The organism is Phaeobacter sp. PT47_59, assembly GCF_028890025.1.
In the GTDB taxonomy this organism is placed as follows: Bacteria; Pseudomonadota; Alphaproteobacteria; order Rhodobacterales; family Rhodobacteraceae; genus Phycobacter.
Genome location: NZ_JARCJL010000004.1, coordinates 154329 through 169737 on the forward strand (window position 1 = coordinate 154329; position 15409 = coordinate 169737).

Genomic DNA, 15409 nt, shown 5'->3' on the forward strand with positions numbered 1-15409 from the left:
TTGCGAGGTTTTCAAATTTTCAGACGGTGTATGCAAACACTTTGCAAATTTGCGACAAAGGGCTTTGGTCCGGATCTGCGGCAGGGTATGATCCCCGGAAAATCATAGGGGACCTGTGCCATGAAAGATATCCTTTCCGAGCTGGAAGAGCGCCGCGAGGCCGCGCGGCTGGGCGGTGGGCAAAAGCGGATCGATGCGCAGCATGGACGCGGCAAGCTGACAGCCCGCGAACGGATTGATCTTTTGCTGGATGAGGGCAGCTTTGAAGAGTTCGACATGTTCGTCTCGCACCGCTGCACCGACTTCGGCATGGAAAAGCAAAAGCCGGCGGGCGACGGGGTTGTCACCGGCTGGGGCACCATCAATGGCCGCATGGTCTATGTGTTCAGCCAGGATTTCACCGTCTTCGGCGGCTCCCTGTCCGAAACCCATGCGCAGAAGATCTGCAAGATCATGGATATGGCGGTGCAGAACGGCGCGCCCGTGATCGGCATCAACGATTCCGGCGGTGCCCGCATCCAGGAAGGCGTTGCCTCGCTCGCCGGTTATGCAGAGGTCTTCCAGCGCAATATCATGGCCTCGGGCGTGGTGCCGCAGATTTCGGTCATCATGGGCCCCTGTGCCGGTGGCGCGGTCTACTCGCCCGCCATGACCGATTTCATCTTCATGGTGAAAGACAGCTCCTACATGTTCGTGACCGGCCCCGACGTGGTGAAGACCGTCACCAACGAGGTTGTCACCGCCGAAGAGCTTGGCGGTGCCTCGACCCACACAAAGAAATCCTCAGTCGCCGATGGCGCCTTTGAAAACGACGTGGAGGCCCTGGCCGAAGTGCGCCGCCTGGTGGATTTCCTGCCGCTCAACAACCGCGAAAAGCCCCCCGTTCGCCCCTTCTTCGATCAGCCGGGCCGCATCGAGGAGAGCCTCGATACCCTGATCCCGGAAAACCCCAACACGCCTTACGACATGAAGGAACTCATCGTCAAAGTGGCGGACGAGGGCGATTTCTACGAGATCCAGGAAGATTACGCCAAGAACATCATTACTGGTTTCATCCGCCTGGAAGGGCAGACCGTGGGTGTCGTGGCCAACCAGCCGATGGTTCTGGCGGGCTGCCTTGATATCGACAGCTCCCGCAAGGCGGCACGCTTCGTGCGCTTCTGCGACTGTTTCGAGATCCCGATCCTGACGCTGGTCGACGTGCCGGGCTTCCTGCCGGGCACCACGCAGGAATATGGCGGCGTCATCAAACACGGCGCCAAGCTGCTGTTTGCCTATGGCGAAGCCACGGTTCCAAAGGTCACCGTCATCACCCGCAAGGCCTATGGGGGCGCCTATGACGTGATGGCCTCCAAGCACCTGCGCGGCGATTTCAACTACGCCTGGCCCACGGCCGAGATCGCGGTGATGGGCGCCAAGGGCGCGACCGAGATCATCCATCGCGCCGATCTGGGCGATGCGGAAAAGATCGCGGCCCATACCGCCGATTACGAAGACCGCTTCGCCAACCCGTTTGTGGCGGCAGAGCGTGGCTTCATCGACGAGGTGATCATGCCGCAATCCACCCGCAAGCGGGTCAGCCGGGCCTTCGCGAGCCTTCGCAACAAGAAGCTCGAGAATCCCTGGAAGAAGCACGACAACATTCCGTTGTGATGCGCTGATGGCATCCCGCTGGCATATCCTGCGCGAGGAGGGGGCTTTGACGCTGTGCCGTCAGTCTCCGCCCCGCTTTGACGTGGCATCTGTCACCGATCTGCCTCTGGCGGATCCGGTGCGGCTGGCGCATCAGATCCGGCAGGATATCTGGCGGGCCTTGCAGAATGTGCGCGGGTTTTCTCCGGTGGTTCGGGTTGAGCGCTGCGGGGATGGCGCAAGGGTCACGGCCGGTGGACGCGTGGAGGGCGTTGTTGCGCCGGTTCTGGCAGCGCGGATTTCCGACGTGCTTGCCAACCCTGCGAACCGGCGTCGCTGGCTGCGCCATGCCACGCGTGGTCAAGCCAGGCGTGATCAAGGGGGTGAATTGTGAACCCCCGGATTTGTTTCAATTTGTACGGAAGGCGGCCTCAGGGCGCGAGTTTTGGCAGGGCGACATCACCGCATGCGTGTGGGCTTTTGTTGCATCGCCAAATAAAGCCGCGCGGAGATATCTTTCTGCACAAATTTGTAACAACATTTGACACGAAGGGCGAATCGGCTCCATGATCCGCCGCATCGGCATAAGGATAGCGCGCGCCGCGTGCGCAGCGCCTGCAGCCCCGGCAGGAGGAGCCCATTGTCTATGGGGTCGGGGCTGCGGTTATGCCGCTTCACTGTCTTTGGTTTTGCTGAATTCATCGCTTGCGGGTGGGGCTGCCGCCTCTGACGCCTCTGTCGTTCCGGTCAGCGTGCCATCGGGACAGCCCGTGACCCTGTCCGAGATCCTGCTGGACAGCGATCCGGGCGAACTTTGGCTGCGCTTGCGGTTTGTCGCGCCGCAGATCGCCCGCAACGGCGGTACGGCCTCGCATGAAGAGGCGGCCGCCGATATGGATCACCTCTGCAACCGTCTTGCGCTGCGCTACATGAAGGACCAGGACATCGATCCGGCGCGGATCGCGATCTCCTTTTCCGACCGGCTGCTGCCCTTTGGGGTTCAGGACGCTGCGGCAACCCAGTTTTTCGAGGTCTACCGCCCGGAAGGCGACACCTGCATCTGGGAGGGATTCTGATGGCTCCACAAGATCTTGCGGTGCTTTCGTCAGCGCCTGCCTCGCTTGCGGCTTTGCGGTCACAAAAGGCGGAAGCTCTGTCTTTTCGATGTGAAAACCCCTGCCTGCCGGCTATGATCGGCGCGGGCGATCAGATGGTTGCCCGTTCATTGAGGACAGGCCACACCCGGAACGGTCCGGGTGGCGGTTCAAAGGCAGTAATCAGGAGACAGAAATGTCCAAGAGCATCAAACTTTTCGCGCTGGCAGGTCTGCTGGCGGCTGTGGCAGCCTGCGGCAGCAAGCAAGAAGAATTTGTCGTCGTCGAGCCCGAGCCCATTTCGGTCGAGCCGACCTACACCGGCAAATACAAGTAACACTCTTTGGGGTCCGGCCCTGTGGCCGGCCCCATCCGCCGCGCGCGGTGCCGGATCGGAGGCATCGCAATGTTGAAACACCGTGGCTTTCCCGGGCGTCTTCCGGGCACCGATTTTCAATTCATAATCCGTCGTCCAAATCCCAAGGGGGTCACGCCGATCACCCGGCGGGAACGCTATCGCGACCGCCGTGCGCCGGACCGGCGCGCCGATGCCGCCTTCATGAAGGCGCTGTGGGAGCACTTTGGCGATCAGCCGTTTGAACGCGGCAATCTGGATGCCGGGCGCTTGAGCTGGCTGTTCGGGCGCGAAGTGGTTGCGGTCGAGGAGGATTTCGACCCCGCCGATTACGAGGCCCTGCTGGTCATCAATGTGGATCTGGCGCGCCAGTCTTTCCCCGAGGCCTTTGAGGGCGAGGGATACTGATGCGCGTTGCGGCCTGCCATATCACGCAAACGTGCGATGCCAACGCCCGCAGGGGGGCTGGTATCGGCATGTTTCTGCACATCGCAGGCGATGGTCAGCGGGATGCCGCGCAGGTCGGTGCTGTGGCTGCTGGCGGGGTTTTCCTTGCGGGCAAGACCTGCAAACCTTGCCCCGTGGCGCAGGCGTTCTGCGCTGCTTCGCATCTGTTCCAGTCCCTTGACCTGGAAAGGCAGGCCCGCGATCCCATCCGCGGCCTGCCTTCTTTTTTGCGCGGTCCGGCGCGCCCGGGCCGGAGCGCACGCCGATCACAGGCGCGGCTGTCGGCGCCGCTGCACCTCTCATCCTCTGCAAGGAAAGCCCCGGCCGGTGCTGATCGCACCGCCCTGCGCCTTGCCACGATATTCCGACCCGTCGCGGTCGGTTCCACCACCACACAGATGATACCGCGCTCGGGCCTGTCCCGCGGGCGGTGCATTGCATTCCGACCCAAGACAGACCGAGGGTCCACCAGAGCACAAGGGACTGCCAATGTTTGATAAGATCCTGATCGCCAACCGGGGCGAGATCGCCTGCCGTGTCATCAAGACCGCGCGCAAGATGGGCATCAAGACCGTTGCCATCTATTCGGATGCGGACAAGCAGGCGCTGCATGTCCAGATGGCGGATGAAGCCGTGCACATCGGCCCGCCGCCCGCCAACCAGTCCTATATCGTGATCGACAAGGTTATGGATGCGATCCGTCAAAGCGGCGCCCAGGCGGTGCATCCGGGCTATGGCTTCCTGTCGGAAAACGCCAAATTTGCCGAGGCGCTGGCCGCCGAGGGTGTCGCCTTTGTCGGCCCCCCCGTTGGCGCCATCGAAAGCATGGGGGACAAGATCACCTCCAAGAAGATCGCCCAGGATGCCCAGGTCAGCACGGTGCCCGGCTATATGGGCCTCATCGAGGACGCCGACGAGGCGGTGAAGATCTCCAACGAGATCGGCTACCCGGTGATGATCAAGGCCTCCGCCGGCGGTGGCGGCAAGGGCATGCGGATCGCCTGGAACGATGAAGAGGCCCGCGAAGGCTTCCAGTCCTCCAAGAACGAGGCGGCAAACTCTTTCGGGGATGACCGGATCTTCATCGAGAAATTCGTGACGCAACCCCGCCACATCGAGATCCAGGTCCTGTGCGATACCCATGGCAACGGCATCTACCTGGGCGAGCGGGAATGCTCGATCCAGCGCCGCAACCAGAAGGTCGTCGAAGAGGCGCCGTCGCCCTTCCTTGATGAAGCCACCCGCAAGGCGATGGGCGAGCAGGCCGTCGCCTTGGCCAAGGCCGTGGGCTATGCCTCTGCCGGTACCGTGGAATTCATCGTCGATGGCGACAAGAACTTCTACTTCCTGGAAATGAACACCCGCCTGCAGGTGGAACACCCCGTGACCGAGCTGATCACCGGTGTTGACCTGGTGGAGCAGATGATCCGGGTTGCCGGTGGTGAGCCGCTGTCGATCACCCAGGACGATGTGAAACTGACCGGCTGGGCGATCGAGAACCGTCTTTATGCCGAAGATCCCTATCGCAACTTCCTGCCCTCGATCGGACGTCTGACCCGCTACCGTCCCCCGGCAGAGCAGGCCTCCGGGCCGCTCTTGGAAAACGGCAAATGGCAGGGGGATGCGCCCGAGGGCGTGGTTGCGGTGCGCAACGATACCGGCGTCTACGAGGGCGGCGAGATCTCGATGTATTACGACCCGATGATCGCCAAGCTCTGCACCTGGGCGCCCACCCGCGAGGCCGCAATCGCCGCCATGCGCGATGCGCTGGACGGGTTCGAAGTGGAAGGCATCGGTCACAACCTGCCGTTCCTGTCGGCGGTGATGGATCATCCGAAATTCGTCAGCGGTGACATGACTACCGCCTTCATCGCCGAAGAATACCCCGAAGGCTTCGAAGGCGTGGAGCTGCCCGAAGGGGAGCTGCGCCGTATCGCGGCTGCGACTGCTGCCATGCACCGGGTCGCCGAAATCCGCCGCACCCGCGTGTCGGGCCGTATGGACAACCACGAGCGCAAGGTTGGCACCGATTGGGTTGTAACCCTGCAGGGGCAGTCCTTCGACGTTGAGATCGACGCCGATCACGACGGATCGACCGTGCGGTTCGCCGACGGAACCTCGATCCGGGTGGCATCTGACTGGACGCCGGGCGATCAGCTGGCGCGGGTGTCCACCGATGGCGACATGCTGGTTCTGAAAGTGGGCAAGATCTCGGGCGGCTTCCGCATCCGCAGCCGTGGCGCCGATCTGAAGGTGCATGTGCGCACCCCCCGTCAGGCGGAACTCGCCCGTCTGATGCCGGAGAAACTTCCGCCGGACACTTCGAAACTGCTGCTCTGCCCGATGCCGGGTCTGATCGTGAAGGTCGATGTGGAAGTCGGTCAGGAAGTCCAGGAAGGTCAGGCGCTCTGCACCGTCGAGGCGATGAAGATGGAGAATATCCTGCGCGCCGAGAAGAAGGGTGTGGTTTCCAAGATCAACGCCAGCGCGGGCGACAGCCTGGCGGTGGACGATGTGATCATGGAGTTCGAATAAGATGCACCACGGGGCAGCTTTCCAGATGGGGCCATGCGCCTCTGTCCGGGCCGGGGGCGGGCGGATGCCTGTCTCCGGGGCTGCCCCGACCATCGCGTCCGGTCTAATGACCGTCACGTGCACCAATTCTTCAGGAGTGGATGTCAGACTGCCCCGGTGTGATCGGTATCAAGGGGTTCTGGAGGCACCATATGCGGCGTATGACTTTGGCTCTGATGGCGGGCCTGTTTCTCTTGTCGGCCTGCGCGCTGGACGAGGAGGAAGAGGTGCGCGCGATGGTCTCGCCTTGGGTGCAACTGGGCGATACCTATTTCTTCGAATCTTCCTCGACCTGTACGGCGGCGGTGTTTCACACGGCAAGCCCGCGGATCAGTTCGCTGGTGTCCAAGGCGCGATCGGTGTCGACTGGCATGAAGATGCTCTCCGAAGGCAAGCCGGTATCCTTCGACGTGGGCGGCAAGACACCCAATATGCTGACCGAAGAGATCATGTCGCGCGACCTGCCGCAGGGGATCAGCGTGCTGAACTCCGGGCTGGCGGGTGCCAATTGCATGTCCGAACTGGTCAAGTCGATCTACTATCAGGCGATCATGAACCCGCAGTCGCGGCTGATCTTCGTGCCCGACGGGGATGCGATGATCGTGGTGGACCGGCAGGCGGGCGCCCTGATCTACGTGCGCGGCAACGGCTAACCCGTCAGCTGCCGCGACGCTCCTCCACCTCGCGCAGGCGGGACGGAAACTTGTCGATGGTGCGGCTCAGCTCGCGCACCGACCAGGGATGCGGTTTGCGCAGTTTCACACCACCATCCTTGCCCACCAGCACCAGCATGAATCCCCTGGGGCGCAGCTTCTTGCGCAATTCGGAGTTTTTGCCCGGATCGGTGTCGGTCAGAACCACTACATCCCGCTCCAACAGATCCTCGGCGCCTTTTTCCAGCCGCTGCAACTGGTCCTGGAACCGCGGGTCTTCGGCGCTGTCGGCAAAGACCACCACCGGCCTGTTGTGCCACAGGAACGCGCTGAGATCGCCTTCATATTCCGGCAGGATCCAGGCCGGGGCATCCGGCTGCGCTGTGTCTTCGGCCAGGACGGCTGTGGGCAGAAAAGCTGTCAGAACAAGGGCTAGGATGGGTTTCATGGCTCCTCCTGTTGCCGACAATATATGCCGCGCCTTGGCGAATGCGATGGTCGATTGCATGGGGCGGGAAAAAAATTCAACTCGCATTAACCGCTTTGAGAGGGTGTGCTGCGCATGATCACGCCGTCTTCCTCTCACCGTCCGCAAAAAGGCGGGCCTGTCCAAAGGACTGGAAAAGCGATGCAAGTGATTGTTCATCTGGGTGCCCACCGGTGCGCCACAACTTCGTTTCAGGATTATCTGCGCTTCAATGCCGCCCCGCTGGCCGAGCAGGGCCTGGTGGCCTGGGGGCCGGATCGCACCCGCGAGGGGCTGTTTCACGGTATCCTGCCCAATCCGTCGGTGATCGGGGCTGCCAAGGGTGCCAAACGGGCGCGCGGGCGACTGAAGATGCGCCTGGACGAGGCCCGGCAGGCGGGCACGCAACAGTTGCTGATCAGCGACGAGAACATGATGGGCAGCATCCGCGAGAACCTGCGCCTGGCCGACCTATACTGCGGTGTGGGCGAACGGCTGGCACGTTTTCACGAGGCCTTTGACGGGAACATCTCGGTTCTGGCGGTCAACCTGCGCAGCCTGGAAAGCTATTGGACCTCGGCACTGACCTATGCGGTGGCGCGCGGCCACCGGGTGCCGGTCGCCGGGCAACTGGACCGGCTGCTGCACAGCACGCGCAGCTGGCGGGATGTGCTGACGGATATCGCCTGCTCCATGCCGGAGGTCGAGATCCGCGTGCTGCCGTTCGAGACCTTCGGTGGACGGCCCGAGTTGCAGTTGGAACTGCTGACCGGCTGCAAGGGGCCGCGTGAGAATGCGCGTATGCGCCATGCCGCCTCGCCGCGGCTGGAAGAGCTGCGCCGCACGATGCCGACCTCTGCCGCCCTTGCCCTGCCGCAGGGCGAAGGACGCTGGCGGCCGCTGGACGAGGTGCAAAGTGCCGCCCTGCGTGAACGCTATGCGGACGATTTGATGTGGCTGGCTGCGGGCGCCGACGGGCTGTCGCAGATCCGGCTGATGTATGACCCAGACAAACAGGTGGCGGGACAGAACCTGCCCCAGAACGACTTGACGAGAGGAAGACCCCATGACGAAGACAGACGATTGGCGGGCTCTGGCTGAAAAAGAGCTGCGCGGACGCCCGCTCGACGATCTCACCTGGAAGACGCTCGAGGATATCGACGTCAAGCCGCTCTACACGGCTGAGGACACGAAGGATCTGCCGCATGTCGGCACGATCCCTGGATTTGCACCGTTTACCCGCGGTGTGAAGGCCACCATGTATGCAGGCCGCCCCTGGACCATCCGCCAATATGCAGGGTTTTCCACGGCGGAAGAATCCAACGCCTTTTACCGCCGCAACCTGGCCGCCGGTCAGCAGGGGGTTTCGGTCGCCTTCGACCTGGCCACCCACCGCGGCTATGACAGTGACCACGAACGGGTGGTCGGCGATGTCGGCAAGGCCGGCGTGGCCATCGACAGTGTCGAGGATATGAAGATCCTCTTTGATGGTATCCCGCTCGACAAGGTTTCGGTCTCGATGACCATGAACGGCGCGGTGATCCCGATCCTGGCCAACTTCATCGTCGCAGGCGAAGAGCAGGGGCACGACAAGAGCTTGCTGGCGGGCACCATTCAGAACGACATTCTGAAAGAGTTCATGGTGCGCAACACCTATATCTATCCGCCCGAACCTTCGATGCGGATCATTTCGGACATCATCGAATATACCTCGAACGAGATGCCGAAATTCAACTCGATCTCGATTTCCGGCTATCACATGCAGGAAGCGGGTGCGAACCTGGTGCAGGAACTGGCCTATACCATTGCCGATGGCCGTGAATACGTGCGGGCGGCGATCAATGCCGGCATGGACGTGGACAAATTCGCCGGCCGCCTGTCGTTCTTCTTTGCCATCGGCATGAATTTCTTCATGGAAATCGCCAAGCTGCGCGCGGCGCGGACCCTGTGGTACCGGGTGATGACCGAATTCGGTGCCAAGAACGACCGCTCCAAGATGCTGCGCACCCACTGCCAGACCTCGGGGGTCTCCCTGCAGGAGCAGGATCCCTATAACAACGTGATCCGCACCGCCTATGAGGCGATGTCGGCGGTTCTGGGCGGCACCCAGTCCCTGCATACCAACGCGCTGGATGAAGCCATTGCCCTGCCGACCGACTTCTCGGCCCGCATCGCGCGCAACACCCAGCTGGTGCTGCAGGAGGAAACCGGCGTGACCAAGGTGGTCGATCCCCTGGCTGGGTCGTTCTACGTCGAAAGCCTGACCGAAGAGCTGATCGAAAAGGCCTGGGCCATCATCCAGGACGTCGAGGATATGGGCGGCATGACCAAGGCGGTGGCCAGCGGCATTCCGAAACTGCGCATCGAGGAAACCGCGGCCAAACGTCAGGCAATGATCGATCGCGGCGAAGAGGTGATCGTCGGCGTGAACAAGTACCGCAAGGAAAAGGAAGATCCGATCGACATTCTCGACGTGGACAATGTCGCGGTGCGCGAAAGCCAGATTGCCCGGTTGCAACAGATCCGCGCAACACGCGACGAGGCCGCCTGTCAGAGTGCATTGGATGAGGTCACCCGTCGTGCAAAGGAAGGTGGCAACCTTCTGGAAGCCGCTGTCGAAGCTGCCCGTGCCCGGGCCTCTGTTGGGGAAATCAGCATGGCAATGGAAAAAGAATTCGGCCGTCACCGCGCCGAGGTGAAAACCCTGGCGGGCGTTTACGGCGCCGCTTACGAAGGCGACGAAGGCTTTGCCGCGATCCAGAAATCCATCGAGGACTTCGCGGAGGAAGAAGGCCGCCGTCCGCGCCTCTTGGTGGTGAAGATGGGCCAGGACGGTCATGACCGCGGCGCCAAGGTGATTGCCACCGCCTTTGCCGATATCGGTTTTGACGTTGACGTGGGGCCGCTGTTCCAGACCCCGGCCGAGGCGGCACAGGATGCCATCGACAACGACGTGCATGTCGTGGGCATCTCCAGCCAGGCGGCCGGTCACAAGACGCTGGCACCGCAGCTGATCAAAGAGCTGAAGGAGCAGGGCGCCGAGGATATCATCGTGATCTGCGGCGGTGTTATCCCGCAGCAGGACTATCAGTTCCTCTATGATAATGGCGTCAAGGCGATCTTCGGCCCCGGCACCAATATCCCCGAGGCGGCGCAGGATATCCTGAAGCTGATCCGCGAAGCGCGCAGCTGATCCCGTTGATCCGCTAGCGCGGACAAAACGCCAAGAAAACGACCCGGTGCCCCAGTGGCGCCGGGTTTCCTGTTTGATAGGGTGGTTGGGCGCCGTGGCTTTCACGTTGTGAACCTTGGATTTGCCGTTAAGGTGCGGCGAAAACAGGGGAGTGATAGGCGATGATGGAACTGGATCACATTGCCGTGGCCGGCGAGACGCTGGAGGCGGCTGCAGACTACGTTGAGACAGCGCTGGGCGTCCCGCTGCAGGCGGGTGGGCAGCACCAGGTTTTTGGCACCCACAACCGGCTTTTGGGGCTGGCGGATGGGTTGTATCTGGAAGCCATCGCCCTTGATCCGGGTGCAACGCCGGAACGCAGCCCGTGCTGGTTTGATCTTGATAATTTCAGCGGGACGCCGCGTCTCACCAACTGGATCTGTCGCACAACCGGCCTGCCGAAACTGCTGGAGCGGATGCCGGACGGGGCTGGTACGCCCGTCGCATTGACGCGCGGCGATCTGGTCTGGGACATGGCAGTGCCTGCAGATGGCAAGCTGCCCTATGGCAATCTCTTTCCGGCGCTCATTGAATGGCACAGCGATCACCCCGCCCCCCGGCTGGAGCAGCAGGGCTGCGCGCTGCGTCGCCTGGTGATCTCTCATCCTGACGCGGCGAAGCTGGAGGAGATGCTGCCGCTCAACGATGGGCGGTTGGTGTTCGAGACCGGGCCTGCCGCCATGGAAGCGGAATTCGACACCCCGCATGGGCAGCGGGTCCTGCGGTGATCGTCCGACAGGCCACTGCGGCGGATGCGGGCGGGATCGCGCAGATCACCAATCAGATCATCCGCGACACGCTGATCACCTTCACGACGGCAGAGAAACCTGCGGATCAGATCGCCAGCGAGATTGCTCAAAAAGGCGCACGCTTTCAGGTGGCCGAAGAGGCAGGCACGCTCCTTGGCTATGTGAGCCTGGGGGCCTTTCGCGCGGGCCCCGGCTATGCCCGCACCTGCGAACACACGATCTACCTGGCCGAAACGGCCCGTGGCCGCGGGGCAGGCCGCGCCCTGATCGCCGCGATCGAGGATGTCGCGCGCGCCGAGGGGATCCATGTGCTTGTGGCAGGGATCAGCGCGGTCAATACCGGAGGCTTGGCCTTTCACGCCGCCATGGGATTTGACGAGGTGGGACGCCTGCCGCAGGTCGGTCGCAAGGCGGGGCGGTGGCTGGATCTTGTGCTGATGCAGAAAATTCTGACGGTAGAGGCCGACGCAGCCCCTGACAGCGCGGCGCAGACCGGTTAACCTCTGGGCATGTCTCTGTGGACCCGCATATCCGAGGCGCTGGGCGCGCTGGCCAAGGGGGAAAGCCTGGCGCATGTCTTTGACAAGCTTAAGGCACCGCCTGAGCGTACCGTCGGTTTTGCCATCGCGGTGATCGCCCTGGGCGCCAAGATGGCCAAGGCGGACGGGCAGGTGACGCGGGACGAGGTCACCGCCTTTCGCGAGGTTTTCCAGATTGCCCGCGCTGACGAGGCGGGTGCGGCCCGGGTGTTCAACATGGCGCGCACCGATGTGGCGGGCTACCAGGATTATGCCGCCCGTATCCAGCGCATGTTTGCCAATGACCCGGCCACCCTGTGCGACCTGATGGAGGGTCTGTTTCACATCGCCATGGCGGATGGGTTCTACCACCCCGGCGAGAACGAGTTTCTGGAAGAGGTGAGCCGCATCTTCGGGCAAACCCCGCAGCAGTTCACTGCCCTGCGGGCGCGGTTTGTGACCGATGCGCCAAAGGATCCTTATGCGGTGCTCGGCGTGCCTGCCGATATGCCCCTCGTCGAGATCCGCAAGCACTGGCGCCGCCTGGTGCGGGAAACTCACCCGGATGCGATGATGGCGCGCGGTGTCCCCGAAGAGGCGGTGCGCCTGGCGGAAAAACGGATGATCGATATCAACCGCGCCTGGGACGAGATCAACGGATGCGGGACCCATGCGGCTGGTCACCTATAACGTCGAGTGGTTCTCGCATCTGTTCGACAAGAACGACCAGCTGATTCTGGATGACAAGCCCTCTGGGCGCTACGATGTGGACCGCTACACCCAGGCGGTGTCGCTGGCGCATGTGTTTCAGACGCTGGATGCGGATGCGGTGATGGTGATCGAGGCGCCCAATACCGGGCGGCGCCAGCGCACCGTGCGCGCGCTTGGCGCCTTTGCTGCCGAGGCGGGCCTGCGCGCCTGCGAGGTGGTCAGCGGTTTTGCCACCGATACCCATCAGGAAATCGCCCTGATGTATGATCCGGCGGTGCTCAGCGCCGAACATGACGCCCAAAGCAGCCCGGAGGCGCCCCGCTTTGACGGCAGTTTCGAAATTGATCTTGATATCGATGAACGGCCTGACAGGGTGCGGTTTTCCAAGCCGCCCCTGGAACTGGCGGTCACCCTTCATGGCGGCAGGACACTCCGCCTGATCGGTGCGCATCTGAAATCCAAGGCCCCCTATGGCGTGCAGGGGCATGATGCGATCATCCAGCGGGCGCTGGAGAACCGGCGCACCCAGCTGGCACAGGCGATTTGGCTGCACCGGCGCATCGAGGCGCATATGGCGGCGGGGGACGATCTGATCGTGATGGGGGATTTGAACGATGGTCCCGGTCTGGATGAGTACGAGCGGCTTTTTGGTCGCTCCTCGGTCGAGATCATCATGGGGCAGGAGTTGCGCGATCCCCATGCTCAGATCCTGAGCCAGCCGCGCCCCGGAAGCCCGCCCAGCACCGCGCGGTTCTACGATGAAGACAGGAAACGTTTCTTCCGCGCCTGTCTTGACTACGTGATGATCTCCAAGGGGTTGGAGGGGTGCAACCCGCGCTGGCGGATCTGGCACCCGTTCGAGGATGCCGCCTGCTACAAGGATGAGGTGCTGCGCGAGGCGCTCTTGATGGCGTCGGATCATTTCCCGGTCAGCCTGGATATCGATCTGACTTAAAATCGTCGCGTACCCTGCCTATATTGGTGTCATGAAACGGACATTATGCATAAGCGCCCTGTGCCTGAGCTGCCTCGTGGCACCAGTCGCTGCCGAGCAGGCAGACAATAACGGCAAGGGTTTGATGGAAAGAGGGGCAGAGCTGTTCTGGGAAGGGCTGCGTCAGGAGATGAGCCCGGCTTTGGACGATCTGCAGGAGTTCGCCGAGAATTTCGCCAGCGAGGTTGGTCCGTCGATGCGGGATTTCCTGGCCCGCATGGGACCGGCCCTTGCCGAGATCGCCGCCGAGGTGGAGGACTGGAGCCGCTATGAGCTGCCGGAAATCCTCCCCAATGGCGATATCATCATTCGCAGAAAACCCGATCCGGCGCCGGATGATCCACAGGAAAACCCCGCCCCGGAAGGCAATGCCATCGATCTGTGATCTGGGCGCCTGCCGGGCGAATTCGCCCGGTATCAGCCGGAGATCTTGACCTTCAGTTCGGCTTCCAGCGTGTCGCAGAGAGAGCGCAGGCGGGCCTCGGCAACCTCCCCATACAGAGGCTCTGCCGCGCGCGGAAGCTCCAGCGTCAGGTGCTTCTTGCGCGGCTGCCATTTGAATGCGCCGATTTCGCCGGTGTCACTGACCATCAGCATGGCGCCAAACCGCATCGCCTTGCCAAGGATCTCCGCTTCCCTCTGGCCCTTTTCGTCCAGCAGGTCATAGAGGTATTCAAAAGCGGTTCCCTGGCGTTTGTTGCGGTAGCGGTGCAGCAGCGCCAGCCCCAGGAAGACGCGTTCGGAGTGTTTCAGCCCGCCGAGATTGGCGCGGGTGGCGTTGTCGAAACAGACCTCGGCGCGATAATCGGGATGGGCGCGCCAGCTGACGTCATGCAGCAGACAGGCGGCCTTGATCAGGCGCTTTTTCGTGTGCGGTCGGTTGCTGAACAGGGGGATCACGAAATCATAGAGCGTCTTGCCAAAGCCCGGGATGCGCGCGTCCTTGGCTTCGGCAAAACGGCCGGCTTCAATCAGGGGATCGCGTTCGCGCAGGCGCTGGGGCATCTGTTCATACAGCAGCCCCTCGCGGATCCCGTAGCTGGAGATCGCGATATCCTTGGGCTTGAAGGTCTTGACCAGCCGGGTCAGCACATCGATGGCATAGGGCACCAGCGACATCCGCGCCGATGAAATCCCGGTCTCGGCCCGCAGCTCCTCAAGGTCGCGCTTCTCGATGTACTTCAGTGTTTCACGCACGCTCTTTGCGCTCATCCGGTATTCGTGCAGCACCTTCAGGGGATAGCCGCGCCGCGCCATGTCGATTCGGGCGATGGCGCGCCAGCTGCCGCCCACCAGGAACAGGCGGTCCTTCTGCTTGCCCATCTCGGCGTGCAGCTCATCCATCACGCTGGCGATATGCGCCTTGCGTCCACGTCGCCCGCCCTTGATGTCGCGCAGTTTCAACGGCCCCAGGGAAGAGGTCACCCGCTTGCCGACTTCGCCGTCGTGAATTTCCGCCAGCTCCATGGACGAGCCGCCGATGTCGCAGACCAGACCATAGGAGCCGGGCCAGCCCAAGAGAACCCCCTGCGCCGATAGCCGCGCCTCTTCGCGCCCGTCGATGACCCAGATCTTGAGCCCGGTTTCCCGCAGCACATCGGCACAGAAGTCCGGCCCGTCGCTCGCGTCGCGCACCGCGGCCGTGGCGACAACGGAAAGAGGCGGCAATCCCATGCCTTCGGCCAGGCATTGAAAGCGGCGCAGGGCGGCCAGGGCGCGGCTGCGCCCCTCGGGATTGAGACGCCCGGTTTCCGAGAGCCCGGCGCCAAGCGCGCACATGATCTTCTCGTTGTAGAAATAGGCCGGGCTGCGGGCGGCGCCGTCAAAAACCACCAGACGGACCGAGTTCGATCCCACGTCCACCACGCCCACCCTCGACAGCGCCCGCGCACTGGGATCGTCAAACAGCGGTCGCCCAAAGGGCCCCCAGTCGGCGGTGGCAGGGTCCTCGGTCACGGTCATGAGCGCTCCGTTAGGTGTCTTG

General features: G+C 62.7%; 16 protein-coding genes. 14 read left to right on the forward strand and 2 right to left on the reverse strand.

Features of this window, described 5'->3' with window-relative positions:
- Positions 1-120 precede the first annotated feature (120 nt).
- The 7 genes from PXK01_RS05340 to PXK01_RS05370 all read left to right on the forward strand — a co-directional run bounded on the left by PXK01_RS05340 (position 121) and on the right by PXK01_RS05370 (position 6755).
- Positions 121-1653, forward strand: coding sequence for an acyl-CoA carboxylase subunit beta (locus PXK01_RS05340; RefSeq protein ID WP_274859146.1), 1533 nt, complete (start codon positions 121-123; stop codon positions 1651-1653).
- Positions 1654-1660: 7 nt separating this feature from the next.
- A complete protein-coding gene (locus tag PXK01_RS05345) occupies positions 1661-2026 on the forward strand; it encodes a hypothetical protein (RefSeq protein ID WP_274859147.1) in 366 nt (121 codons plus the stop codon).
- A 295-nt stretch (positions 2027-2321) separates the two neighbouring features.
- On the forward strand, positions 2322-2708 hold the full coding sequence (locus tag PXK01_RS05350; RefSeq protein WP_274846588.1) for a DUF6497 family protein: 387 nt from the start codon (positions 2322-2324) through the stop codon (positions 2706-2708).
- A 214-nt stretch (positions 2709-2922) separates the two neighbouring features.
- The gene (locus PXK01_RS05355) at positions 2923-3063 is read left to right on the forward strand and encodes a hypothetical protein (protein ID WP_274846589.1); all 141 of its coding nucleotides are present in this window, start codon (positions 2923-2925) and stop codon (positions 3061-3063) included.
- Between the two features lie 69 nt (positions 3064-3132).
- Entirely contained in the window at positions 3133-3489 is a 357-nt protein-coding gene (locus PXK01_RS05360) for a hypothetical protein (RefSeq protein WP_274859149.1), read from the forward strand.
- A 528-nt stretch (positions 3490-4017) separates the two neighbouring features.
- Positions 4018-6063 carry an acetyl-CoA carboxylase biotin carboxylase subunit gene (locus PXK01_RS05365; protein ID WP_274859151.1) on the forward strand — a complete coding sequence of 682 codons (2046 nt, stop codon included), beginning with the start codon at positions 4018-4020 and terminating at the stop codon, positions 6061-6063.
- A gap of 191 nt (positions 6064-6254) precedes the next feature.
- Complete coding sequence (locus PXK01_RS05370) at positions 6255-6755, forward strand: hypothetical protein (RefSeq protein ID WP_274846592.1); 501 nt, start codon at positions 6255-6257, stop codon at positions 6753-6755.
- A 4-nt stretch (positions 6756-6759) separates the two neighbouring features.
- Here the strand turns inward: PXK01_RS05370 and PXK01_RS05375 are convergent, their stop codons facing one another.
- The gene (locus PXK01_RS05375) at positions 6760-7203 is read right to left on the reverse strand and encodes a DUF4174 domain-containing protein (RefSeq protein WP_274846593.1); all 444 of its coding nucleotides are present in this window, start codon (positions 7201-7203) and stop codon (positions 6760-6762) included.
- A gap of 180 nt (positions 7204-7383) precedes the next feature.
- Here PXK01_RS05375 and PXK01_RS05380 point away from each other — a divergent pair, with 180 nt between their 5' ends.
- The 7 genes from PXK01_RS05380 to PXK01_RS05410 all read left to right on the forward strand — a co-directional run bounded on the left by PXK01_RS05380 (position 7384) and on the right by PXK01_RS05410 (position 13810).
- The gene (locus PXK01_RS05380) at positions 7384-8322 is read left to right on the forward strand and encodes a hypothetical protein (protein WP_274859153.1); all 939 of its coding nucleotides are present in this window, start codon (positions 7384-7386) and stop codon (positions 8320-8322) included.
- Positions 8288-10414 carry a methylmalonyl-CoA mutase gene (gene scpA / locus PXK01_RS05385; RefSeq protein ID WP_274859154.1) on the forward strand — a complete coding sequence of 709 codons (2127 nt, stop codon included), beginning with the start codon at positions 8288-8290 and terminating at the stop codon, positions 10412-10414. The genes PXK01_RS05380 and scpA overlap by 35 nt, the downstream gene beginning before the upstream one ends.
- Before the next feature lie 164 nt (positions 10415-10578).
- Positions 10579-11181 carry a VOC family protein gene (locus PXK01_RS05390; RefSeq protein WP_274846676.1) on the forward strand — a complete coding sequence of 201 codons (603 nt, stop codon included), beginning with the start codon at positions 10579-10581 and terminating at the stop codon, positions 11179-11181.
- Positions 11178-11702 carry a GNAT family N-acetyltransferase gene (locus PXK01_RS05395; RefSeq protein WP_274846596.1) on the forward strand — a complete coding sequence of 175 codons (525 nt, stop codon included), beginning with the start codon at positions 11178-11180 and terminating at the stop codon, positions 11700-11702. The genes PXK01_RS05390 and PXK01_RS05395 overlap by 4 nt, the downstream gene beginning before the upstream one ends.
- 9 nt (positions 11703-11711) lie before the next feature.
- Positions 11712-12410 (forward strand): TerB family tellurite resistance protein, encoded by a 699-nt coding sequence (locus PXK01_RS05400; RefSeq protein ID WP_274859155.1) that lies wholly within the window; start codon positions 11712-11714, stop codon positions 12408-12410.
- Positions 12391-13386 carry an endonuclease/exonuclease/phosphatase family protein gene (locus PXK01_RS05405; protein ID WP_274859156.1) on the forward strand — a complete coding sequence of 332 codons (996 nt, stop codon included), beginning with the start codon at positions 12391-12393 and terminating at the stop codon, positions 13384-13386. The genes PXK01_RS05400 and PXK01_RS05405 overlap by 20 nt, the downstream gene beginning before the upstream one ends.
- A gap of 31 nt (positions 13387-13417) precedes the next feature.
- Positions 13418-13810 carry a hypothetical protein gene (locus PXK01_RS05410; RefSeq protein WP_274859157.1) on the forward strand — a complete coding sequence of 131 codons (393 nt, stop codon included), beginning with the start codon at positions 13418-13420 and terminating at the stop codon, positions 13808-13810.
- Between the two features lie 32 nt (positions 13811-13842).
- Here the strand turns inward: PXK01_RS05410 and PXK01_RS05415 are convergent, their stop codons facing one another.
- Positions 13843-15387, reverse strand: coding sequence for a Ppx/GppA family phosphatase (locus PXK01_RS05415; protein ID WP_274859158.1), 1545 nt, complete (start codon positions 15385-15387; stop codon positions 13843-13845).
- Positions 15388-15409 lie beyond the last annotated feature (22 nt).

Coding starts and splice junctions, on each gene's coding strand:
- scpA (WP_274859154.1), top strand. CDS start 8,288: ATGACGAAGACAGACGATTGGCGGGCTCTGGCTGAAAAAGAGCTGCGC.
- PXK01_RS05415 (WP_274859158.1), bottom strand. CDS start 15,387: ATGACCGTGACCGAGGACCCTGCCACCGCCGACTGGGGGCCCTTTGGG.
- PXK01_RS05390 (WP_274846676.1), top strand. CDS start 10,579: ATGGAACTGGATCACATTGCCGTGGCCGGCGAGACGCTGGAGGCGGCT.
- PXK01_RS05380 (WP_274859153.1), top strand. CDS start 7,384: ATGCAAGTGATTGTTCATCTGGGTGCCCACCGGTGCGCCACAACTTCG.
- PXK01_RS05405 (WP_274859156.1), top strand. CDS start 12,391: ATGCGGCTGGTCACCTATAACGTCGAGTGGTTCTCGCATCTGTTCGAC.
- PXK01_RS05340 (WP_274859146.1), top strand. CDS start 121: ATGAAAGATATCCTTTCCGAGCTGGAAGAGCGCCGCGAGGCCGCGCGG.
- PXK01_RS05370 (WP_274846592.1), top strand. CDS start 6,255: ATGCGGCGTATGACTTTGGCTCTGATGGCGGGCCTGTTTCTCTTGTCG.
- PXK01_RS05400 (WP_274859155.1), top strand. CDS start 11,712: ATGTCTCTGTGGACCCGCATATCCGAGGCGCTGGGCGCGCTGGCCAAG.
- PXK01_RS05345 (WP_274859147.1), top strand. CDS start 1,661: ATGGCATCCCGCTGGCATATCCTGCGCGAGGAGGGGGCTTTGACGCTG.
- PXK01_RS05365 (WP_274859151.1), top strand. CDS start 4,018: ATGTTTGATAAGATCCTGATCGCCAACCGGGGCGAGATCGCCTGCCGT.
- PXK01_RS05410 (WP_274859157.1), top strand. CDS start 13,418: ATGAAACGGACATTATGCATAAGCGCCCTGTGCCTGAGCTGCCTCGTG.
- PXK01_RS05355 (WP_274846589.1), top strand. CDS start 2,923: ATGTCCAAGAGCATCAAACTTTTCGCGCTGGCAGGTCTGCTGGCGGCT.
- PXK01_RS05360 (WP_274859149.1), top strand. CDS start 3,133: ATGTTGAAACACCGTGGCTTTCCCGGGCGTCTTCCGGGCACCGATTTT.
- PXK01_RS05375 (WP_274846593.1), bottom strand. CDS start 7,203: ATGAAACCCATCCTAGCCCTTGTTCTGACAGCTTTTCTGCCCACAGCC.